The following is a 20,789-nucleotide window of genomic DNA, read 5'->3' as shown; positions in this document are numbered from 1 at the left end:
CGGAGGATAAGATGAAAGCCTTTCTTGCAGCTGCCGCCGCAATGGTCGTCATAACTGCGGCCGCACCGATGGTTTTGAAGCAACTCGGACACTCAGCCGCCGAGACACAGACCGGCTCCTCGGTGCGACTAGACTGAATGTCCGAATTCCTGACCACACGAGAGTTGGCGGACCTGCTGCGCATTGGCGAACGCAAGGCCTATGATCTGGCGTCTTCGGGCGAAGTGCCCTGCGTGAAAGCGATGGGAAAACTTCTCTTTCCCCGGGCCGAGGTACTGGCCTGGCTCAATGCGTCGCGTACTGGGCCGGACACGGTCAAACCGCCCCTGCCCGACATCGTGGCTGGTAGCCATGACCCCCTTTTGGATTGGGCGCTCCGCGAAAGCGGCTCGGGGTTGGCCACCTATTACGACGGCTCATTCGACGGGCTGAACCGCCTTGCGCGACGTGACGCACAGGCCGCGGTACTGCACATCCATGAACCGGGCGGGTTCAACGTCAATTCCGTCCGCGATGCGCTGGGAGAGGCGCCCGTGGTTCTGTACGAGGTCGCAAGCCGCCAGCGCGGCCTGTTGCTGGCCCCCGAGGTTCAGGGAATTTCCGATTTTGGTGATCTGAAAGGCCGCCGTATCGTTCTGCGCCAGGACAGTGCCGCCAGTCAGCACTTGTTCGATGCCCAGTTGGAGAGCTGCGGCCTGAGCCGCGCCGATCTTGACGCCCTGCCGACTTGTGCCCGCACCGAAGAGGAACTGGCAATCGCCCTGCACGACCGGAAGGCCGAGGCAGGGTTCGGCATCGGAGCCTTGGCGCGTCTCTACGGGTTGGGCTTCATTCCGACCCACTCCGAACGTCTCGACCTCGCCATCTGGCGGCGGTCCTGTTTCGATCCGCCGATGCAGAAACTGCTGACTTTTTTGGGAACGGACAAATTCAGGCGTCGCGCAGATGAATTGGGCGGATACTATCTGTCCGGCTTGGGACAGATCCATCACAACGGCGCAAGTGACTGACCGGCCCTATTGCTGCGCGTTCGGAAAAAAGAGCTGCTCACCGTTCAATTTGTACGCCGCGATCGCTTCCTGACCGTCGGGGCCAGTGAGCCAGTCGATGAACCTTCTTCCCGCGGCCGCCCGGACCCGCGGATGCTTTTCGGGGTTCACGAGGATCACTCCGTATTGATTGAACAACCGAGGATCGCCTTCGACCAGAACCTCAAGGTTTCCCTTGTTGCCGAACGACAGCCATGTGGCCCTATCGGTCAGAGCATAGGCATCCATGCCCGCAGCCAGGTTGAGCGTCGCACCCATGCCCGACCCGGTCTCGCGGTACCACTCGCCCGAAGACAAGGTCGGGTCCGTTCCGGACAGGCTCCAAAGAGCCTTCTCCGCCTTGTGGGTCCCGCTGTCATCCGCGCGCGACGCGAACGGAGCTTTGGCCTGCGCGATCGCTGCCAACGCGGCCACTGCGTCGTCGCCGCCTTTGATCTTGGCCGGGTCCGATTTCGGCCCCACCAAGACAAAATCGTTGTACATCACGTCCCGCCGCTCGACACCCCAGCCGTCTGCCACGAATTGCTCTTCCGCTGGCTTGGCATGCACCAGCAGAACGTCACCGTCGCCGTTGATCGCGTTTCGGATCGCCTGCCCTGTCCCCACGGCCACAACACGGACATCGATCCCGCTTTCCGCCTCGAACCCCGGGAGGATAAAGTCCAGAAGGCCGGAATTCTGCGTCGATGTCGTGGACTGCACGACAATGAATGGTTCTTCGGCCGCTGCTGGACCGGCCAACAGCCCGAACAGGATCATTGCGCTTTTGATTGCTGCGCGAAACATGGATTGCCTCCGGTTGTTGTTATGTGACCAGCCAGCCCGCCAGATACTGGCGCGATGCCTGACATTGTGGCGCTTCCAGCACCTGTTTGGCGGTGCCATGCTCGACCACGCGCCCGCCCTGCATCATCACGATATCCGCCGCCAGCCGACGGGCTTGCCCGACGTCGTGGGTGACCATCACGATCCGCACCCCCCGGGCCGAGGCGCGCAGGATCATCGCCTCGATCATTTGGGTCGCCGCGGGATCGAGGGCGCTGGTGGGCTCGTCCAGGAACAGGGTCTCGGGGCCAAGCGCAAGCGCGCGAAGGATGGCCAGACGCTGTGCCTCGCCACCCGACAGCGAGCGCGCCGACTGCCGGGCCTTTGTCTCAAGCCCTCCTTCGGCCAGAAGTTCCTGGATCCGGTTCTTCCGAGCAGTCCTGCCGAGCCCCAACCGTTTCAAAACAAAGTCCAGATTGGCAGACACCGAGCGGCGCAGCAGAACCGGTTGCTGAAACACCATGGCCTGCCGGGCCTTGTGGGCTGCATTCAGAACTCCGCCATCCTGCAGAACCTGCCCCGCATCGGCCTTGATCAAACCATGCAGGCAACGCAGCAGCAGGCTTTTGCCAGCACCGTTCGGCCCAAGGATCAAAGTCGGGCCCGGACCATCCATCATCAGCTGCGGGACATCCAGCAACAGCTTGCCATTTCGTTCCACTCGCAGACCATCAGCCTGCAGACAATTGGGCATTTCCGACATCAGATCACGCATGGCGCAACCCTTCCTGCTCGGTCCGAAGCGTCAATGCGCTGACTGCCGCATTCACGGCCACGGCAATTCCGATCAGGATCGTCCCCAAGGCCAGCGCCAAGGCCAAGTTGCCTTTCGAGGTCTCCAACGCAATCGTCGTCGTCATGACCCGTGTCACGTGGTTGATGTTGCCGCCGACGATAATCACCGCGCCGACTTCGGCGATGGCTCGTCCGAACCCGGCCAGCAATGCAGTCACCAACGCCAGACGCGCATCCCACAACAGCACGGGAACAGACGCCAGCCGAGACACTCCCAACGAGCGCAACTGTTCCGAATATTCCTCGGCCAGCATCTCGATCACCTGCCGTGTCAGCGCCGCGACGATCGGGGTTACCAGCACTGTTTGGGCTATGATCATGGCGGTTGGCGTGTACAAAAGCTCCAGCACGCCCAGCGGGCCCGAACGGGACAGCATCAGGTAGACCAGGAGGCCGACGACAACCGGAGGAAAGCCCATCAGTGCGTTCATCAGAATGATCAACGCGCGCCGTCCGGGAAAGCGGGCCACCGCCAAGGCCGCGCCAACCGGCATCCCGATCACGGCTGAAATCAACACAGCCAGCACCGAAACTTGCAGCGACAGCATCACGATCGCCCAAAGGTCCGGATCCCCGGTCAGGATCAAGTGGCCTGCTTGGCTGAATTGTGATGCAAAATCCTGCATTTTATTCCCAAACCCACCAATTTTCGTAGGGATCGCAAAATCTTACAGGAATAATAGAGGAAACTGCCTCTGAAGACAGTTAAATTCCGACATCCGCAAAAACAAACGCGGCCCACAGGGGGCCGCGCTGAATTGTTGTCATTGTACAGCCAATCAGTTCAGGGCTGCATCCGTGATCTGGCTGGTCCACGCGCCTTCGGGCTTTTTAGTGATCACCGGGTCCGAGCCGCCGGCCAGCAGCGTGTTCACCGTGCGCTCGAAATCAGCCGGATCCAACGCGCCATTCGAACCTGCGGTCAGCTTGGCGATTTCGCCCATCATGCGCTTCTGGTGTTCCTCGGTCTGAGCGCCGGTCGCATCGTTCTCCAACACGATTTCGGCGGCTTCGTCCGGGTTCTCCTCGGCGTATTTCCAGCCTTTCATCGAAGCGCGCACAAAGCGTTCCATCTTGTCAACGAAGGCCGGGTCGCTGAGGTTTTCTTCAAGCACGTACAGGCCATCTTCCAGCGTGGCCACGCCCTGGTCTTCGTACTTGAAGGTCACCAGCTCGTCGGGGCTGACGCCGGCATCGATCACCTGCCAGTATTCATTGTAGGTCATGGTGCTGATGCAATCGGCCTGGCGCTGCAGCAGCGGGTCGACGTTGAAGCCCTGCTTCAGAACCTCGACACCGTTCTCGCTCTTGCCGCCGGTGTCGATGCCCAGTTGACTCATCCAGCTCATGAACGGGAATTCATTGCCGAAGAACCAGACGCCCAGCGTGCGGTTCTTGAGGTCCTCGGGCGAGGAAATGCCCGCGTCCTTCCAGCAGGTCAGCATCATGCCCGAGCTTTTGAAGGGCTGCGCAATGTTGACCAACGGCAGGCCCTTTTCGCGTGCGGCCAGCGCGGCGGGCATCCATTCCACGGTAACGTCAGCGCCACCGCCCGCGATCACCTGCGTGGGCGCGATGTCGGGGCCGCCGGGCAGGATGGTGACGTCCAGTCCCTCTTCTTCGTAGAATCCTTTGTCCTTGGCGACGTAGTAGCCTGCGAACTGGGCCTGCGTGACCCATTTCAATTGCAGCGTCACCTCGTCTGCGGCAAAGGCCGATCCGGCCGTCAGGGCCAGGGCCGTGATTGCCCCGCTGATAAACTTCTTCATCTTCATTTCTCCTAGTTGTTGTTGCGCCCCGTTTTCGGGGTCTTTTGAATGATTTATCCCCGCTGCGAGGGGTGCCAGAAGGTCACCAGTTTCTCGATCATGGCGACCAGACCGTAGAACGCGGTCCCGGCCAGCGCCGCGACCACGATTTCCGCCCAGACCATGTCCAGCGACAATTGCCCGACACTGGTCGAAATCCGGAACCCCATGCCCAAAGTGGGCGAGCCGAAGAACTCTGCCACGATAGCGCCGATCAGGGCCAGCGTGGTGGAAATTTTCAACCCATTGAAAATGAACGGCATGGCCGCAGGCAGCCGCAGCTTCAGAAAGCTTTGCCAATAGGTTGCGGCATAGGTCTCCATAAGGTCACGCTGCATTGCAGTGGCCTCGCGCAGGCCGGCCACCGTGTTGACCAGCATCGGGAAGAAGACCATCACCACCACAACGGCAGCCTTCGAGTGCCAGTCGAACCCGAACCACATCACCAGGATCGGCGCGGTGCCCACGATCGGCAACGCGGCCACGAAATTGCCCACCGGCAGCAGGCCCAGGCGCAGGAAGTCCCACCGGTCCACGGCGATTGCCATCAGGAAGGCGGCGCCGCACCCGATGACATAGCCGCTGAGCGCGCCTTTGATGATGGTCTGCACGAAATCGGCCCACAGGATCGGCAGGCTGTCCCAGAACCGGTCCCAGATCACCGAAGGCGCGGGCAGGATGACCAGAGGCACCTCGAGCCCGCGCACCAGCAATTCCCACACCCCGATGACGGTCAGGCCGAAGATCAGTGGCGCAAGAATGCGCACCGCCCGCGCGTCGGCATAGGTTCCGCTGGCAAGGCGGGTGTTTAGCCACCAACCGGCCAGCCACAAAAGGATTGCAAGACCGACCATCATCATTGCGCCATCCCCATGCGTTTCAACACCGCCCGCTCGATTAGGCCCAGCAGGCCCACCAGGCAGGCCGCAAGAATGGCCGCGGCAAACAGCGCCGACCAGATCTGCACCGTCTGGCCGTAGTAGCTGCCGGCCAGCAGACGCGCGCCCAGCCCCGCCACGGCGCCGGTCGGCAGTTCGCCGACGATGGCCCCCACCAGCGACGCGGCGATCCCGATCTTGAGAGAGGCGAACAGATAGGGCATCGAGGCCGGCAGGCGCAGTTTCCAGAACGCCTGCCCGTTGCTTGCATTATAGGTGCGCAGCAGGTCCAACTGCATCGCGTCAGGACTGCGCAGGCCCTTGACCATGCCCACGACCACCGGGAAGAAGCTCAGATAGGCCGAGATCACCGCCTTGGGGATGATCCCCTGAATGCCGATCGAATACAGCACCACGATGATCATCGGCGCCAACGCGATGATGGGAATGGTCTGGCTGACGATGGCCCAGGGCATGACCGACAGGTCCATCACCCGGCTGTGCACGATCCCCACCGCCAGCAGGATGCCCAGCCCCGTGCCGATGGCAAAGCCAAGAAACGTCGCGCTGAGCGTCACCCAGCCGTGATAGACCAGCGACCGTTTCGAGGTGATCTTCTTCTGAACCGTGGTCTCCCACAGCTCGATGCCCACCTGATGCGGCGCGGGCAGACGCGGCCGGTCCTGCGCCCAGGTCGCCGGAATGGCAAAGCTGTTGCGCAGCGCCAGGCCGATTTCCCCCATGTCGCGGCGGTCTTTGGCCGAGGGCGGAACCACTTCGGCCCCGGCCCGTTCCTGTTCGGTCAGAACGCCCTTGATGTTCATCGGAATGCAGGCCGCGTACCAGATGACGACGATGGCCAACAGAACGGTCAGAACGGCAACAAGCTGCTTCATGCGTGCCACTCCATCCGCACCACGGGGACGGTCTCGGGCGGCGTTGCGGCCTCGGTTCCGGTTTCGACAAAACCCTCGCGGCGATAGAACCGTTGCGCGGCGGCATTCGGTTGATGGGCCGTCAGCCACAGAAAGCTGCGCCCCTGTTTGGCCCGGTCCAGCAGGCGCTTGCCGATGCCCTGCCCGGTCCGCAGGCAATACAGCGCGCCGACCTTCTGCGCCGCGGGATCGACCGACATGTAGCAATCGACGGGTTCGCCCACGACCCACATCTCGCGGTCTGGGAAGGCCTGCGCGATCAGCGCCTCCAACTCCTGCTGGGGCAGTTCATCCGTCATCCACTCGGTCTGGCGGACCCAGGTCGAAACCACCGCCGCGCAGGCCGGCGCATCCGCCTCGGTCGCGCGTCTGATGTCATCCCTGCCCATCACACATCGTCCCCGTGCCCGGCGCGCAGCCCTTCGCGCACGCGATGCGCGACCTCGATGAATTCGGGCGTGTCGCGAATGTCCAGCGGCCGTTCCTTGGGCAGAGGGCTGTCGATCACATCGGTAATCCGCCCGGGGCGTGGGCTCATCACCACGATCTTGGTGCTCAGATACACCGCCTCGGGGATCGAGTGGGTGACGAAACCGATCGTCTTGCCGGTTCGCGCCCACAGCGCCAGAAGCTGTTCGTTCAGGTGATCGCGCACGATCTCGTCCAACGCGCCGAAAGGCTCGTCCATCAACAGGATATCGGCGTCGAAGGCCAGTGCCCGGGCGATGCTGGCCCGTTGCTGCATTCCACCCGAAAGCTGCCATGGGAATTTTTCACCAAACCCTGCTAGATCAACAAGCTCCAGAACGTTCTTTACACGTTCTTCCTGTTCCTGAGCCGAGTATCCCATGATCTCGAGCGGCAGTTTGATGTTCTTGGCGATGGTCCGCCACGGGTACAGGCCCGCCGCCTGGAACACATAGCCATAGGCCCGGTTCCGGCGGGCCTCGTCCGGAGTCATGCCGTTGACGGTCAGCGTGCCGCCCGTAGGCGTTTCCAGCGCAGCGACACAGCGCAGGAAGGTCGTTTTTCCGCAGCCCGAAGGGCCGATGAAACTGACGAATTCGCCCTTGTCGACCGCCAGGTTCACGTCCTTGAGGGCGTGCACGGGTCCGTCATTGGTCTGGAAGGTCAGGTCGAGGTTCTTTGCCTCGATCACGGGCTGGGTATTGCTTTCCGATGTCATCCTACTGCCTTGAAGTTTTGGCTTTTTTGCCCGTTCGGTAACCTTCGTGCATCATACCCCCGTCGCCGGGATGCCCGACCGCTCTACCGGGCGCGGGGCGGTCAGCTCTTTCCAGGTGCTCAGCGCCTTGTTCACGGTGGTGTTGGCCTCGCGCGCGACGAATTTGCCATGGCCTTCCTGCGTGCGAATCTCGCCATCATGCACCGCGACCTGTCCACGGGTCAGGGTAAAGCGCGGCAGGCCCTTGACCGCGTGCCCCTCGAACACGTTGTAGTCGATCGCCGACTGCTGCGTCGCCGCGCTGATGGTCTTGGTCTTGTCCGGGTCCCACACCACCAGATCGGCATCTGCGCCCACCAGAACGGCACCTTTTTTTGGATAGCAATTCAGTATCTTGGCGATATTTGTTGAAGTCACGGCCACGAATTCGTTCGGCGTCAGCCGCCCGGTCGCCACGCCATGGGTCCACAGCATCGGCATCCGATCCTCAAGGCCGCCCGTGCCGTTGGGTATCTTGGTGAAATCGCCCACGCCGAACCGTTTCTGCTCGGTCGTGAAGGCGCAGTGATCGGTGGCCACCACGCTCAGCGAGCCTGACTGCAGCCCCGCCCACAGGCTGTCCTGGTGCTGCTTGTTGCGGAACGGCGGGCTCATCACCCGGCGCGCGGCGTGGTCCCAATCGGGATGCGCATATTCGCTGTCGTCCAGCGTCAGGTGCTGGATCAGCGGCTCGCCCCAGACGCGCTTGCCCTGCATCCGGGCCCGGCGGATGGCCTCATGCGCCTCTTCGCACGAGGTGTGCACCACATAGAGCGGCACACCGGCCATGTCGGCGATCATGATGGCGCGGTTGGTGGCCTCGCCCTCGACCTGCGGCGGGCGCGAATAGGCATGGGCCTCGGGGCCGGTATTGCCTTCGGCCAACAGCTTGGCCTGCAACTCGGCCACCACGTCGCCGTTCTCGGCATGGACCATCGCGATCCCGCCCAGCTCGGCCAGCCGCTTGAACGAGGCAAACAGCTCGTCGTCATTGACCATCAGGGCGCCCTTGTAGGCCATGAAATGCTTGAACGTGTTGATGCCGCGCTGTTCGATGACGGTCTTCATGTCATCGAACACCTGCTCGCCCCACCAGGTCACGGCCATGTGGAAGGAATAATCGCAATTGGCGCGGGTCGATTTGTTGTCCCAGCGTTTGAGCGCATCCAGCAGGCTTTCGCCCGGGTTCGGCAGCGCGAAATCCACCACCATCGTGGTGCCGCCGGCCAGCGCCGCGCGGGTGCCGCTTTCGAAGTCATCGCTGGAATAGGTTCCCATGAACGGCATTTCCAGATGCGTGTGCGGGTCGATCCCGCCGGGCATGACATAACAGCCGGTCGCGTCCAGTTGCTCGTCGCCCTTCAGATCCGGCCCGATCTCGGTGATCACGCCGCCTTCGATCTTGACGTCGGCCTTGTAGGTCAGATCGGCGGTGACGACGGTTCCGTTCTTGATGACTGTGCTCATGTTCAACTCCCTGCGGGCGCGTCTGTTGCGCCTCCGTTGGCTTTCCGGCGGATTGGGGGCGTGCGGCCCCGGCTACTCCACGATCTCGGCGGTTTCGACGACCGCGTGGAACAGAACATCCGCCCCGGCGGTTGCCCATTCCTTGCTGATTTCCTCGGCCTCGTTGTGGCTCAGGCCATCCACGCAGGGGCACATCACCATGGCGGTCGGCGCCACGCGGTTGATCCAGCAGGCATCGTGCCCCGCGCCCGAGATGATGTTGGTGTGGGAATAGCCCAGCCGCTCGGCCGCGTTGCGTACGGCGGCGACGCAGGTCTCGTCGAATTTCACCGGGTCGAACCCGCCGACCTTCTCGAACTCGACCTGCAGGCCCATCTCATCCACGATGTCCTCGGCGGCGACACGCAGGCGGTTCTCCATGTCCTTGATGACATCCAACTCGGGCGAGCGGAAATCGACCGTGAACACCACCTTGCCCGGGATCACGTTGCGCGAGTTCGGATAGACGTCGATATGCCCGGCAGCCCCGACGGCATGAGGCGCGTGCGACCAGGCGATCTCGTCCACTTTTTCAAGAATGCGCGCCATCGCCAGCCCGGCATTCTTGCGCATCGGCATCGGGGTCGATCCGGTATGCGCGTCCTTGCCGGTCACGGTCACCTGGGTCCAGCTGAGGCCCTGCCCATGCGTGACGACGCCGATATCCTTGCCTTCGGCCTCGAGGATCGGGCCCTGTTCGATATGCAACTCAAAGAAGGCATGCATCTTGCGGGCCCCGACCTCTTCGTCACCGCGCCAGCCGATGCGCTGCAATTCGTCGCCGAATTTCTTGCCCTCGGCATCCTCGCGGTCATAGGCCCAGTCCTGCGTGTGCATCCCCGCGAACACGCCCGAAGCCAGCATGGCGGGGGCGAACCGCGTGCCCTCCTCGTTGGTCCAGTTGGTGGCCACGATCGGGTGTTTGGTCTTGATGCCCAGATCGTTCAGGGTGCGAATGATCTCGAGCGCGCCCAGAACCCCCAGCACCCCGTCATACTTGCCGCCCGTCGGCTGCGTATCCAGGTGCGAACCGACATAGACCGGCAGCGCATCGGGGTCGGTGCCGGGGCGTATGGCGAACATGTTGCCGATCTGGTCAAGGCCCGTGGTACAGCCGGCCTCTTCGCACCATTTCTGGAATAGCGCGCGGCCCTCGGCATCCTCGTCGGTCAGGGTCTGGCGGTTGTTGCCGCCGGCAACGCCCGGGCCGATCTTGGCCATCTCCATCAGGCTGTCCCACAACCTGTCGCCGTTGATCCTGAGATTCTGCGCCGGAGCTGCCATGTTCGTCTTCCCTGTTGCTTGCGATTTGGCTCGCTTTTGGTGTCTTGATTTGACCATCTGGTCAAACTCACGCTATCACGGGTTCGACATCAGTCAAGAAATTGCATCGCACCGATGCAAAAATCGGCATATTCAACACCTGCTTGTTCGAAAAAGAGACGCCCTGCATACATGCCCAAAGACCGCGCCCCGACCCGAATTCAGAAAAAGAACCGCGCCGCGATTCTCGAGGCCGCGCTGAACGTGTTTTCGGCCCACGGCTTTCGCGGGGCGACCGTCGATCAGATCGCGGCCGAAGCCGGGCTGAGCAAGCCGAACCTTTTGTATTATTTCCCGTCAAAAGAGGCGATCCACACTGCGCTTCTATCCGGACTGCTAGATACTTGGCTGGCGCCGTTGCACGACCTTGACGAAAACGGCGAGCCGATGGAGGAGATCCTCTCGTACATCAAGCGCAAGCTGCAGATGAGCCGCGAGTTGCCGCGCGAAAGCCGCTTGTTCGCGAACGAACTGGTGCAGGGCGCGCCTCGCATCCATGACGCCCTGTCGAACGATCTGAAGGCGCTGGTCGATCAGAAGGCAACCATTCTGACGCACTGGATGGACCAGGGAAAAATCGCCCGCCTGCACCCGCATCACCTGATCTTTTCGATCTGGGCGCTGACCCAGCACTATGCGGATTTTGATGTTCAGGTGCGCGCGATCCTGGGCGACGAAGACCCGTTCGAAGGGGCCGCGCCTTTCATCGACACCCTGTACCGTAAATTGCTGACCCCATGAAAAAAGGGCCGCAGCGCGGCCCCTTTTGGTGATCTGACGCCGGTCACTCGGCGGCCTTGGCCATCGGGTTGTTCGGGTGGGTCGTCCAGTTGGCATAGTCCGACTGAACCACCTTGCCGGTGCGCGGATCGACCTCGCCCGCCGCCATCGGCACCATCGAGATGCAGCCCTCGACCGGGCAGACATCCACGCACAGGTTGCAGGCCACGCATTCCTCGTCGATCACCTCGAACAAGCGGTCGGGCGACATCGAAATGGCCTGATGGCTGGTATCCTCGCAGGCCGCATAGCAGCGGCCGCACTTGATGCACTGATCCTGATCGATCTTGGCCTTGGCGACGTAGTTCAGGTTCAGATACTGCCAGTCGGTCACGTTCGGGACGGCCCGCCCGACGATTTCCGAGACGTTGGAGTATCCCTTCTCGTCCATCCACTGCGACAGGCCCGCCGTCAGTTCGTCGATGATCTTGAACCCAAAGGTCATCGCCGCGGTACACACCTGCACCGTGCCACAGCCCAGCGCCATGAACTCGGCCGCGTCGCGCCATGTGGTCACCCCGCCGATGCCCGAGATCGGCAGGCCTTGGGTCGCCTCGGCGCGGGCGATCTCGGAGACCATCGACAGGGCGATGGGCTTGACCGCCGGGCCGCAATAGCCGCCGTGGCTGCCTTTGCCGTCGATCGAAGGCTCAGGGCTGAACGTGTCCAGATTGACACTGGTGATCGAGTTGATCGTGTTGATCAGCGACACCGCATCGGCCCCGCCATTCTTGGCCGCAGCCGCCGGCTTGCGAATGTCCGTGATGTTGGGCGTCAGCTTCACGATCACCGGGCGGTCATAGTATTTCTTGCACCAGCGGGTGACCATTTCGATGTATTCGGGCACCTGCCCCACGGCCGAGCCCATGCCGCGCTCGCTCATCCCGTGCGGGCAGCCGAAGTTCAACTCGATCCCGTCGGCGCCGGTTTCAGCGACGCGCGGCAGGATGGCTTTCCAGGCCTCCTCCTCACACGGCACCATGATCGAGGCGATCAGGGCGCGATCCGGGTAATCCGCCTTGACGCGGGCCATCTCCTCGAGGTTCACCTCGAGCGGTCGGTCGGTGATCAGTTCGATGTTGTTGAGGCCCAGCAGACGCCGGTCGGCCCCGTAGATCGCCCCGTAACGGGGGCCGTTCACGTTGACCACCGGCGGCCCTTCGGATCCCAACGTTTTCCACACGACGCCGCCCCATCCGGCCTCGAAGGCGCGGCGGACGTTGTATTCCTTGTCGGTCGGCGGCGCCGAGGCCAGCCAATAGGGGTTGGGGCTTTCGATGCCCAGAAAGTTCGTTTTTAAATCAGCCATTTATCCGGCCTCCCTGATGCGAAGATGCATCTTCGTCTTGTCACACATATTCACGCGCCGACGCCTCGCTCAGGCACTCAGGCTGGCGTGAATGTCCATCGCGGCATCGCGGCCCTCGGCCACTGCGGTCACGGTCAGATCCTCGCCACCTGCGGCACAGTCTCCGCCGGCCCAGACCCCGGGAACCGAGGTGCGGCCGGTAGCGTCAACGGCGATCTTGTTGCCGTCGAGTTCCAAACCTTCCGGAGCACCATCCAAGGTTTGACCGATGGCCTTCAGAACCTGATCCGCAGGCAGGCGAATGGTTTCGCCCGTGCCGGTCAACGTGCCATCTACGGTGGCAGTATACTCCAATTCGATCTCGGCCGCCGCTCCGTTGCCATGGATGGCAACGGGCTGGACGTTGCACAGAATTCGGACGCCGTGGGATGCGGCCAGATCCTGTTCGTAGCGACTGGCGCCCATTGCGTCACGACCGCGGCGATAGGCGATGGTCACATGTTCGGCCCCCAGCAGCTTGGATTTCACCGCGGCATCCACGGCCGTCATTCCACCGCCGATAATCACCACATTTCGGCCTACCGGCAGTTTTGCCAAATCGGATGCTTGCCGAACATCTGCGATGAAGTCGACAGCATTCCTGACGCCGTCCTTGTCCGACCCTTGCGCGCGCAAGGCGTTGACGCCTGCAAGGCCGATTGACAGGAAGACCGCGTCGTAGGCCTCCAACAATCCGTCCAACGAGATCGTGTCGCCCAGGACCGATCCGGTTTCGATCGCGATGCCGCCGATCTTTAGCAGCCAGTCCACCTCGGCCTGGGCAAAGTCATTGGTCGCCTTGTAGGCGGCGATCCCGTATTCGTTCAGCCCGCCGGGTTTGGGTTTCGCCTCATGGATAACCACGTCATGGCCCAACATCGCCAGCCGATGCGCACAGGCCAGCCCCGCCGGCCCTGCCCCGATCACGGCAACGGTCTTGCCGGTGGGGGCCACGCGTGTGAACGGGTGCACACCGGCCTGCATCAGCGTGTCGGTCGCATACCGCTGCAAGCGCCCGATCTCGACCGGCTTGCCCTCGGCTGTTTCGCGCACGCAGGCTTCCTCGCACAGCGTTTCGGTCGGACACACACGGGCGCACATGCCGCCCAGAATGTTCTGATCGAGGATCGTCTTGGCCGCCGATTCCGGTTGTCCCGCCTGAATCTGCCGGATGAACAGCGGAATATCGATGTCGGTCGGGCAGGCCGTCACGCACGGCGCGTCATAGCAGAAATAACACCGATCGGCCGCCACAGCAGCCTCGTGCGGCGCCAGAGGCGGATGCAGATCGGTGAAATTCGAGGTCAGCTCATCGCTGGAAAGCCGTCCGGCGACGATGCCGGGTGCCATCTGGCCCTGTGCCATCACTCTACTCCCTGTAGATATGTTTGTTATTGAGACCAGCTTGCCACAAACAAAAATTTTATCAATTGGTAAAATTTGCCAATTGGTCAAAAAAGAGAAAACCGGGCCGAATGACCCGGTTTTTGGCGGCACTTGCCTGTTTTTCAGGCGAAACCGGCCTCAGACCATGCCGGACAGGTGCCCTGATTTCACCCAGACGCGGGCGCCATCCGGTCCTGCCCCCAATTCGGTGCGCGTTCCGGGCGGCAGCCGCAGCCAGTCCCATCGCGCAAATTCCTCGCCTTGTTCGGTGAAACCGCCGTCGATCACGAAGACCTCGGCCCCGCCGGGCGCGTCAATCGGCACGACCTGACCCGGCGGCCAACTGCGCATTTCGACCGCTTCATGGTCGTCCTTGAACAGCGGCACGTGGTCCGCACCGTTGATCGAGCGGCGCACGGTGGTGCGGTCGTTCGGGTCGAACTGGTGCAGTTTGACCAGGATCGTCGCGCCTTGGCTGGCCGAGGGCGTATGCGACGAGGTCGGCGGGTTGCGGACATAGCTGCCCACCGGGAAATCTCCGGTCTCGTCCTGGAACACGCCGTCCAGAACCAGGTATTCCTCGCCCCCGTCATGGGTGTGGGCGGCAAAGGCGCTGCCGGGGGCAAAGCGCACGATGGTCGTGGCGCGCGCCACCTCGTCGCCGATCCGGTCCAGCATCTTGCGCTCGACCCCTTCGGCGGGCGAGGCCACCCACTCGGTCTGGTCGAAGTGAACCGCCACCCGCTGGGTGAAATCCGCATTGATCCGCATGTCGCGCTCCTGTCTGATCCTCTCCATCAACATGGGCGCGCCGGGCCCGATTTCAAACACGGGGCGTCAACGGTTTTGACGCAGGTTCCGCGATGCTGTAGGTCGAAACCAACGGCAAGGGGCGGGCAAGCGCCCCGAACGGAAGGCGCAGATGCAGGCAGACCGGCAGAAATTCAACATCCTGATCATCGGGCAGAACAACCGCCTACAATACGAAGCCGTTCTGTTCGCCGCCTCGCTGCGCCATTCCGCGCCCGGATTTTCGGGCCGCCTGTTCGTGGGCGTTCCACAACCCGGCCCGCGCTGGAGTCAGGACCCGAGCATCCGCAACGAGGATGTTCTGAAGGCGCTGAAACAGCTCGATGCCGAGATCCTGCCCTTTTCGTCCGAGGTGTTCGGCGAAAGCTATCCCTACGGCAACAAGATCGAAGCGCTGGCTGCCCTGCCCGAGGGTGAGCCCTTTGTGTTCTTCGACACCGACACGCTGATCACCGGCGACCTAGCCGCGGTGCCGTTCGATTTCGACCGGCCCGGCGCATCGCAGAAGGTCGAGGGCACCTGGCCCAAGCCAACCCTGTACGGGCCTGGCTTCGACGGCATCTGGCGGGCGCTTTATGACCGGTTCGGGCTGGATTTCCAAAGCTCGATCGACCCGACCCAACCGGCGGAATACTGGCGGCGGTACCTGTATTTCAATGCGGGCTATTTCTTCTACAAATGCCCCCGCCAATTCGGCGCACGGTTTCTGGACTATGCGCGCACGATCCGGGATGAAGAGATCCCCGCCCTGACCGGCCAGAACCTGGACCCGTGGCTGGATCAGGCGGCGCTTCCGCTGGTCGTCCACGCGCTTGGCGGCGGGCGCGATGTTCTGCCCGTGGGCCTGCTGGATGGCTCGGTCAGCTGCCACTATCGCCTGTTCCCGCTGCTCTATGCGCGCGAAAGCGACCGGGTGGTCGAGGTGCTGGAAACCGTTGCCGCGCCCAACAAGGTCAAGAAGGTGCTCAAGAACTATGATCCGCTGAAACGGCTGGTTTATCAGGGCAAGGGCGCCAAGATCCGCGCCATGTTCGACCGGGACAACCTGCCCCAGCGCGAACAGGCCATCCGCAAGGTCATCAAGAACAAGGGGCTGTGGCTGCGCTGACGCGGACATTGTGCCGGGCCCGGCAATCGCCTAGAGATTCTGCGACGCATATTCCCAACAGGAGAGTGACGGATGTCCGACGGCCCCACCTATGGTTTTGACACGCTGCAAATTCACGCGGGCGCCCGCCCTGATCCGGCGACCGGCGCGCGCCAGACCCCGATCTATCAGACCACGGCCTATGTGTTCCGCGATGCCGATCACGCGGCCGCTTTGTTCAACCTGCAAGAGGTCGGCTATATCTACTCGCGCCTGACCAACCCCACGGTGGCAGTTCTGCAGGAACGGGTGGCGACGCTGGAAGGTGGCGTTGGCGCGGTGTGCTGCTCTTCGGGGCACGCGGCGCAGATCATGGCGCTGTTCCCGCTGATGGGGCCGGGCTGCAACGTGGTCGCCTCGACCCGGCTGTATGGCGGGACGGTCACGCAGTTCAGCCAGACCATCAAGCGCTTTGGCTGGACAGCCAAGTTCGTCGATACCGATGATCTGGATGCGGTGAAGGCCGCCATCGACGACGATACCCGCGCGGTGTTCTGCGAATCCATCGCCAATCCGGGCGGCTATGTCACCGATATCCGCGCACTGGCCGATGTGGCCGATGCCGCCGGTATTCCGCTAATCGTCGACAACACCTCGGCCACCCCCTATCTGTGCCGCCCGATCGAGCATGGCGCCACGCTGGTCGTGCATTCGACCACCAAGTACCTGACCGGCAATGGCACGGTGACCGGCGGCTGCATCGTGGATTCGGGCAAGTTCGACTGGTCCGCCAATGACAAGTTTCCCTCGCTCAGCGCGCCGGAGCCTGCCTATCACGGCCTCAAGTTCCACGAAACCTTCGGCCCGCTGGCCTTCACCTTCCACGGTATCGCCGTGGGCCTGCGCGATCTGGGCATGACGATGAACCCGCAGGCGGCGCATTACACGCTGATGGGGATCGAGACGCTGAGCCTGCGCATGCAGCGCCATGTCGAAAACGCCGAAAAGATCGCCGCCTGGCTCGAGAAAGACGACCGCGTGGACTATGTGACCTATGCGGGCCTGCCCTCGTCGCCATATCACAACCGGGTCAAGAAGCATTACCGCAAAGGCGCCGGGGCCCTGTTCACCTTTGCGGTCAAGGGCGGCTATGACGCCTGCGTCAAGCTGGTGAACGCGCTGGAAATCTTCAGCCACGTCGCCAACCTGGGCGATGCGCGGTCGCTGATCATCCATTCGGCCTCGACCACGCACCGGCAACTGACCCCCGAACAGCAAGAGGCCGCCGGCGCCGGACCGAACGTGGTGCGGGTGTCGATCGGGATCGAGGATGCCGACGATCTGATCGCCGATCTTGATCAGGCGCTGTCCAAGGCTTGCGCCTAGTCCGAAATGCCAGGGCACCGGATCAATGCATTGGGCCAGCCCGTGGGCCTGCCGGTTGCGGGGGAGTTTCCGCGCCCGGCCCCGCCCCGTGCGCCCATGCAGGGGCGGTTTTGCGGCGTGGTGCCCTTGGATATGAATGCGCATGCGCCCGGCCTGTTCCGGGCGTTTGCCGCCGATACCGACAGGCGCAACTGGACCTACCTGCCCTACGGCCCGTTCGACTCGCAAGCCGAGTTCGCCGCCTGGTTGGCCCAAACCTGCACGGGGGACGATCCGCTGTTCCACACGGTTCTGGACCAAGACGGACAGCCCGTCGGGATGGCGTCCTACCTGCGTATCGACCGCAATGCGGGCGCGATTGAGGTGGGACACATCCATTTCTCGCCGTTGATGCAGCGCACGCCGGTCGCGACCGAAACGATGTTTCTGATGATGCGCCGCGTGTTCGATGAGTTGGGCTATCGCCGCTACGAATGGAAATGCGATGCGCTGAATGCCCCGTCGCGCCGGGCCGCCGAACGGTTGGGTTTTGTCTTTGAAGGCGAATTTCGGCAAGCCACCCATTACAAGGGGCGCAACCGCGACACGGCGTGGTTTTCGATCGTCGACACGGACTGGCCACGCATCCGGCAGGCGTTCGAAACCTGGCTGTCACCTGAGAATTTCGATGCCACGGGCCAACAGCGGAAACCGCTGACGGCCCGCAGCGAAAGCTGAGGTCACTCGGAAATGTCGAACTCCATCGACACGGTGACCGAAACCGAAACCTCGCCACCGGCGACCGGTACCCCGCCCGAATCGGCCATGGCCATCTCGCGCATCTGGGGCATTGGGCGAATGCCCCCTCCCTGCTCGTTGATCGACACGACTGAACCCAAGGTGACACCGGCGGCCTGAGCCAATTGTTCGGCCTTGGCTGTCGCATCGGCGACGGCTTGGGCGCGCGCCTTCGCTTCAAGCGGCTTGGGATCCTGAACTGTGAAGGTCAAACCACCAAAATCATTCGCACCATCCTGAATGACCGCATCCATGATCTGCCCCAGATCATCCAGATTTCTGACCCGCACGAACACACGGTTCGACGCAACGAAGCTCGTGATCCTCGGTGCTTCGCCATCCGCGTTGCCCCGTCCGGACCAGACCGGGGACAGAGACAGATCGCGGGTCTGCAGGTCGCGCGATTCGATCCCCATCTCACTCAGGCGGCTCAGGACGGTGGCAACCGCGTCCGAGGTCGCCTGCATTGCTGCCGAAGCCTGCGCGTCTTGATTTGTCACCCCCACCGTGATGGTTGCCATATCCGGCGCGGCCTCGGCTGTTCCGGTCCCATAAACCTGGATGCGACGTTCTTCCGCATGGGCGGCCACGGCAACTGTCGCCGCCAATACCGCCGCCAAAAAAGCAAATGTCTTCAATGTGATCTCTCCTGTTTTCTGAGATCAAAGATGGGTTGGCAAGCCTTCGCCGGACAAGGGGAGATTTTGCCTTTTCCTTTCCCTCGGCGGGTTCCTGCTTTAATCTCGGTGCGCGGACGCAAGGGCGTTTGCTTTGGTTCAGACAATTACGGCACCCTTGAATAATGAAACCCGCTTTTGCGCTGTCTCTTTCGGATAACGGGATCACTCTGCTGCACCATTCGGATGACGAATGGTTTGGCATCGGTACCGTATCACTGGACGCGCCGGATTTTTCCGAACAGCTGAACGAGCTTCGCGGTCGAGGTTTCGCGCTGGCCAATGACCTGAGCTGTACGGTCGTGATTCCTTCGGACCACGTGCGCTACCTCACGGTCGCCAGCCCAGACGACTCCGACGTGACGCAAGTGGTCGAGGCGGAATTGGCTCAGGCCACGGGCTGTGAGATTGCCGAGTTGATGTATGACCTCCGTGCGGATGGGTCGGATCTTCTGGTAGCTGCGGTGGCGAAAGAGACAGTAGAAGAGGCCCGAGCCTTTGCCAGTCGCTACGGGTTCGTGCCTGTTCGGTTCGCTGCAACACTGGCCCCCGATGCGCCTTGGACCGGTACCGGAGAGTTCGAGTTTGCTGAGCGCGCGACATCCGTCACACAACCGCCCGAGCCACCGGCCGAGGAGATTGATACTGTCGCGCCGGCCGAAGACGCAGATCCCGCGCCTCAAGCTTCGCAGGCATCGGAACCCGATCCGGCCCCCTCGCCTCAGGCGCATCCGATTGCTGACCCGGCTCAGCCGGACGTATTCGTATCGCCGATAGAAGCGACTGAAACCGCCTCACAGAATCCTGCGGCATCAAACTCCGGCATACCGGTTCGCTACATTGGTGCCGCTGCGGCGGGCGCCGTCGCGTTGGCCGTTGTCGCATTGATCTGGTCGGGGTCAGACGAAACTGGCAGCCCTGTGGCGACTGCGCCGGTCGTCGAAACGGCACCTGCGCCAGTTTCTATCGCTGCCCCACCGCTGACCAAGACCGAAGCTGAAGGACTTGCAGAAGTCGCTCCTGAGCCCGAGGACACGCCCGACCCCGAGGCAATGGCCGACGAAGACCTGACGTTTGAAGCCAGCACGCCCCTGGTCGAGCCGGAGACACCCACGCCCCCCGAATTGACGCCGACGGATCAGGCAATTCTGGAAGCATTGAATGTTGCGCCCTCGCCCGTCGAGCAGGTCGAACGCGATCCGGAAAGTGTCGAGGATTTCGAAGAAGCCTCTGGCCTGACGATCACCGCGCCCGATCCGCTGCCGGTGCCAGACCCCGAGGTGCCCGAGGACGTATACCTGTCGTCCGTCGATCACGCGGAGCTGTCGCAGGATGCCGTGGCGCTTCCTGCCGAAGAGAGCTTTGATACCGACGAGCCGGTGGCCACTGTTGGTCTGCCCAATGCCGCGGGCAGTCGTTTTGACCTTGATGACCGTGGCCTTGTCACTCCGACACCCGAAGGGACGTTGAACCCGGACGGCATCCTCGTGTTCCTCGGCCGCCCATCGTCGGTTCCCCCCCAGGTGCCGGTCAGGTTCGAAACCGACCCGACTGTCACAGACGACGACACAAGGCTGGCCGGCCTGCGTCCGCGCCTGCGCCCTGAAACGCTGGTTGAGAACTTTGAGCGTGGGCAGTTGGGCGGCCGGACGGTGGACGAGCTGGCGGTCATTCGTCCGAAATCCAGGCCGGCGTCTATCCAAGAGCGCGAGGCGGTGGACCGCACGCCAACCGCATTGGCCGTGGTGCGCGTCCCTCGCCCCCGCGTTCGTCCGTCGACCGTGGCCGCTCTGGCGGCCCGAAAAGCAACAACCGGCTCGGCCACTCTGGGGTCGACCGCAGCGGTAGCAAAGGCGGATGACGATGAAGCGGGATCGTTCAAACCCACAACCGTCGCACCCAAGATACCCAGCCGGGCCTCGGTGGCGCGCCAAGCCACGATTGACAATGCTTTGAATCTGCGGCGTCTGAACCTGATCGGCGTTTACGGTACGCCGGCCAATCGGCGTGCCTTGGTCCGGCTACCAAGCGGTCGGTACAAGAAGCTGAAAGTGGGAGATCGGATTGACGGCGGCAAAGTCGTCGCGATTGGCGACAGCGAGCTTCGTTATCAGAAAGGCGGCCGCAACGTCACGTTGAAGATGCCGCGCGGGTAAAGCGCGCCGCGTTTCGGAAAATTGGAACCCGGTAGGCT

At 62.6% G+C, this 20,789-nt stretch carries 21 protein-coding genes; 7 read left to right on the top strand and 14 right to left on the bottom strand.

Annotated features, from left to right (window positions below):
- Positions 1-11 precede the first annotated feature (11 nt).
- The gene (locus ACR0EF_RS04250; RefSeq protein WP_280525655.1) at positions 12-137 is read left to right on the top strand and encodes a hypothetical protein; all 126 of its coding nucleotides are present in this window, start codon (positions 12-14) and stop codon (positions 135-137) included.
- Entirely contained in the window at positions 138-1,010 is an 873-nt protein-coding gene (locus tag ACR0EF_RS04245; protein ID WP_170371228.1) for a helix-turn-helix transcriptional regulator, read from the top strand.
- Between the two features lie 6 nt (positions 1,011-1,016).
- Here the strand turns inward: ACR0EF_RS04245 and ACR0EF_RS04240 are convergent, their stop codons facing one another.
- The 10 genes from ACR0EF_RS04240 to ACR0EF_RS04195 all read right to left on the bottom strand — a co-directional run bounded on the left by ACR0EF_RS04240 (position 1,017) and on the right by ACR0EF_RS04195 (position 10,305).
- The gene (locus ACR0EF_RS04240) at positions 1,017-1,835 is read right to left on the bottom strand and encodes an ABC transporter substrate-binding protein (RefSeq protein ID WP_170368320.1); all 819 of its coding nucleotides are present in this window, start codon (positions 1,833-1,835) and stop codon (positions 1,017-1,019) included.
- Positions 1,836-1,854: 19 nt separating this feature from the next.
- A complete protein-coding gene (locus ACR0EF_RS04235) occupies positions 1,855-2,589 on the bottom strand; it encodes an ATP-binding cassette domain-containing protein (protein ID WP_170371229.1) in 735 nt (244 codons plus the stop codon).
- Complete coding sequence (locus tag ACR0EF_RS04230; protein ID WP_093961810.1) at positions 2,582-3,295, bottom strand: ABC transporter permease; 714 nt, start codon at positions 3,293-3,295, stop codon at positions 2,582-2,584. Before ACR0EF_RS04230 ends, ACR0EF_RS04235 begins: the two co-directional genes overlap by 8 nt.
- 153 nt (positions 3,296-3,448) lie before the next feature.
- Positions 3,449-4,438: an ABC transporter substrate-binding protein gene (locus tag ACR0EF_RS04225; RefSeq protein WP_170371230.1), complete on the bottom strand. Its 990-nt coding sequence runs from the start codon at positions 4,436-4,438 to the stop codon at positions 3,449-3,451.
- A 53-nt stretch (positions 4,439-4,491) separates the two neighbouring features.
- Positions 4,492-5,337 (bottom strand): ABC transporter permease, encoded by an 846-nt coding sequence (locus ACR0EF_RS04220; protein WP_170371231.1) that lies wholly within the window; start codon positions 5,335-5,337, stop codon positions 4,492-4,494.
- On the bottom strand, positions 5,334-6,251 hold the full coding sequence (locus ACR0EF_RS04215) for an ABC transporter permease (protein ID WP_170371232.1): 918 nt from the start codon (positions 6,249-6,251) through the stop codon (positions 5,334-5,336). Before ACR0EF_RS04215 ends, ACR0EF_RS04220 begins: the two co-directional genes overlap by 4 nt.
- The gene (locus tag ACR0EF_RS04210; protein ID WP_170371233.1) at positions 6,248-6,679 is read right to left on the bottom strand and encodes a GNAT family N-acetyltransferase; all 432 of its coding nucleotides are present in this window, start codon (positions 6,677-6,679) and stop codon (positions 6,248-6,250) included. The genes ACR0EF_RS04215 and ACR0EF_RS04210 overlap by 4 nt, the downstream gene beginning before the upstream one ends.
- On the bottom strand, positions 6,679-7,476 hold the full coding sequence (locus ACR0EF_RS04205) for an ABC transporter ATP-binding protein (RefSeq protein WP_170371234.1): 798 nt from the start codon (positions 7,474-7,476) through the stop codon (positions 6,679-6,681). The genes ACR0EF_RS04210 and ACR0EF_RS04205 overlap by 1 nt, the downstream gene beginning before the upstream one ends.
- A gap of 51 nt (positions 7,477-7,527) precedes the next feature.
- The gene (hydA, locus tag ACR0EF_RS04200) at positions 7,528-8,982 is read right to left on the bottom strand and encodes a dihydropyrimidinase (protein ID WP_170371235.1); all 1,455 of its coding nucleotides are present in this window, start codon (positions 8,980-8,982) and stop codon (positions 7,528-7,530) included.
- 72 nt (positions 8,983-9,054) lie between these two features.
- Complete coding sequence (locus ACR0EF_RS04195; protein WP_170371236.1) at positions 9,055-10,305, bottom strand: Zn-dependent hydrolase; 1,251 nt, start codon at positions 10,303-10,305, stop codon at positions 9,055-9,057.
- 171 nt (positions 10,306-10,476) lie between these two features.
- Here ACR0EF_RS04195 and ACR0EF_RS04190 point away from each other — a divergent pair, with 171 nt between their 5' ends.
- Entirely contained in the window at positions 10,477-11,085 is a 609-nt protein-coding gene (locus tag ACR0EF_RS04190; RefSeq protein WP_170371237.1) for a TetR family transcriptional regulator C-terminal domain-containing protein, read from the top strand.
- 43 nt (positions 11,086-11,128) lie between these two features.
- Here the strand turns inward: ACR0EF_RS04190 and preA are convergent, their stop codons facing one another.
- The 3 genes from preA to ACR0EF_RS04175 all read right to left on the bottom strand — a co-directional run bounded on the left by preA (position 11,129) and on the right by ACR0EF_RS04175 (position 14,629).
- Positions 11,129-12,433: an NAD-dependent dihydropyrimidine dehydrogenase subunit PreA gene (gene preA, locus ACR0EF_RS04185; RefSeq protein ID WP_170371238.1), complete on the bottom strand. Its 1,305-nt coding sequence runs from the start codon at positions 12,431-12,433 to the stop codon at positions 11,129-11,131.
- A gap of 69 nt (positions 12,434-12,502) precedes the next feature.
- Positions 12,503-13,837, bottom strand: coding sequence for an NAD(P)-dependent oxidoreductase (locus ACR0EF_RS04180; protein ID WP_170339638.1), 1,335 nt, complete (start codon positions 13,835-13,837; stop codon positions 12,503-12,505).
- A gap of 159 nt (positions 13,838-13,996) precedes the next feature.
- Positions 13,997-14,629: a cupin domain-containing protein gene (locus ACR0EF_RS04175; protein ID WP_170371603.1), complete on the bottom strand. Its 633-nt coding sequence runs from the start codon at positions 14,627-14,629 to the stop codon at positions 13,997-13,999.
- Between the two features lie 151 nt (positions 14,630-14,780).
- On the opposite strand from ACR0EF_RS04175, the gene ACR0EF_RS04170 reads away from it, so the two are divergent.
- The 3 genes from ACR0EF_RS04170 to ACR0EF_RS04160 all read left to right on the top strand — a co-directional run bounded on the left by ACR0EF_RS04170 (position 14,781) and on the right by ACR0EF_RS04160 (position 17,858).
- Positions 14,781-15,776: a hypothetical protein gene (locus ACR0EF_RS04170; RefSeq protein WP_170371239.1), complete on the top strand. Its 996-nt coding sequence runs from the start codon at positions 14,781-14,783 to the stop codon at positions 15,774-15,776.
- A gap of 72 nt (positions 15,777-15,848) precedes the next feature.
- A complete protein-coding gene (locus tag ACR0EF_RS04165; RefSeq protein WP_170371240.1) occupies positions 15,849-17,141 on the top strand; it encodes an O-acetylhomoserine aminocarboxypropyltransferase/cysteine synthase family protein in 1,293 nt (430 codons plus the stop codon).
- Positions 17,142-17,147: 6 nt separating this feature from the next.
- Positions 17,148-17,858: a GNAT family N-acetyltransferase gene (locus ACR0EF_RS04160; protein WP_170371241.1), complete on the top strand. Its 711-nt coding sequence runs from the start codon at positions 17,148-17,150 to the stop codon at positions 17,856-17,858.
- A gap of 2 nt (positions 17,859-17,860) precedes the next feature.
- Here ACR0EF_RS04160 and ACR0EF_RS04155 read toward each other — a convergent pair whose 3' ends face one another.
- The gene (locus ACR0EF_RS04155) at positions 17,861-18,556 is read right to left on the bottom strand and encodes an SIMPL domain-containing protein (protein WP_170371242.1); all 696 of its coding nucleotides are present in this window, start codon (positions 18,554-18,556) and stop codon (positions 17,861-17,863) included.
- A gap of 164 nt (positions 18,557-18,720) precedes the next feature.
- Between ACR0EF_RS04155 and ACR0EF_RS04150 the strand changes: the two genes are divergently transcribed.
- On the top strand, positions 18,721-20,751 hold the full coding sequence (locus ACR0EF_RS04150; protein ID WP_170371243.1) for a hypothetical protein: 2,031 nt from the start codon (positions 18,721-18,723) through the stop codon (positions 20,749-20,751).
- The last annotated feature ends 38 nt before the right edge of the window (positions 20,752-20,789 follow it).

This window comes from Ruegeria sp. CG8 (assembly GCF_056537165.1).
The sequence above is the reverse complement of the archived record's forward strand: the minus strand, read 5'-3'. Positions and strand labels throughout refer to the sequence as shown.

Coding starts and splice junctions, on each gene's coding strand:
- ACR0EF_RS04250 (WP_280525655.1), top strand. CDS start 12: ATGAAAGCCTTTCTTGCAGCTGCCGCCGCAATGGTCGTCATAACTGCG.
- ACR0EF_RS04245 (WP_170371228.1), top strand. CDS start 138: ATGTCCGAATTCCTGACCACACGAGAGTTGGCGGACCTGCTGCGCATT.
- ACR0EF_RS04240 (WP_170368320.1), bottom strand. CDS start 1,835: ATGTTTCGCGCAGCAATCAAAAGCGCAATGATCCTGTTCGGGCTGTTG.
- ACR0EF_RS04235 (WP_170371229.1), bottom strand. CDS start 2,589: ATGCGTGATCTGATGTCGGAAATGCCCAATTGTCTGCAGGCTGATGGT.
- ACR0EF_RS04230 (WP_093961810.1), bottom strand. CDS start 3,295: ATGCAGGATTTTGCATCACAATTCAGCCAAGCAGGCCACTTGATCCTG.
- ACR0EF_RS04225 (WP_170371230.1), bottom strand. CDS start 4,438: ATGAAGAAGTTTATCAGCGGGGCAATCACGGCCCTGGCCCTGACGGCC.
- ACR0EF_RS04220 (WP_170371231.1), bottom strand. CDS start 5,337: ATGATGATGGTCGGTCTTGCAATCCTTTTGTGGCTGGCCGGTTGGTGG.
- ACR0EF_RS04215 (WP_170371232.1), bottom strand. CDS start 6,251: ATGAAGCAGCTTGTTGCCGTTCTGACCGTTCTGTTGGCCATCGTCGTC.
- ACR0EF_RS04210 (WP_170371233.1), bottom strand. CDS start 6,679: ATGGGCAGGGATGACATCAGACGCGCGACCGAGGCGGATGCGCCGGCC.
- ACR0EF_RS04205 (WP_170371234.1), bottom strand. CDS start 7,476: ATGACATCGGAAAGCAATACCCAGCCCGTGATCGAGGCAAAGAACCTC.
- hydA (WP_170371235.1), bottom strand. CDS start 8,982: ATGAGCACAGTCATCAAGAACGGAACCGTCGTCACCGCCGATCTGACC.
- ACR0EF_RS04195 (WP_170371236.1), bottom strand. CDS start 10,305: ATGGCAGCTCCGGCGCAGAATCTCAGGATCAACGGCGACAGGTTGTGG.
- ACR0EF_RS04190 (WP_170371237.1), top strand. CDS start 10,477: ATGCCCAAAGACCGCGCCCCGACCCGAATTCAGAAAAAGAACCGCGCC.
- preA (WP_170371238.1), bottom strand. CDS start 12,433: ATGGCTGATTTAAAAACGAACTTTCTGGGCATCGAAAGCCCCAACCCC.
- ACR0EF_RS04180 (WP_170339638.1), bottom strand. CDS start 13,837: ATGGCACAGGGCCAGATGGCACCCGGCATCGTCGCCGGACGGCTTTCC.
- ACR0EF_RS04175 (WP_170371603.1), bottom strand. CDS start 14,629: ATGCGGATCAATGCGGATTTCACCCAGCGGGTGGCGGTTCACTTCGAC.
- ACR0EF_RS04170 (WP_170371239.1), top strand. CDS start 14,781: ATGCAGGCAGACCGGCAGAAATTCAACATCCTGATCATCGGGCAGAAC.
- ACR0EF_RS04165 (WP_170371240.1), top strand. CDS start 15,849: ATGTCCGACGGCCCCACCTATGGTTTTGACACGCTGCAAATTCACGCG.
- ACR0EF_RS04160 (WP_170371241.1), top strand. CDS start 17,148: ATGCCAGGGCACCGGATCAATGCATTGGGCCAGCCCGTGGGCCTGCCG.
- ACR0EF_RS04150 (WP_170371243.1), top strand. CDS start 18,721: ATGAAACCCGCTTTTGCGCTGTCTCTTTCGGATAACGGGATCACTCTG.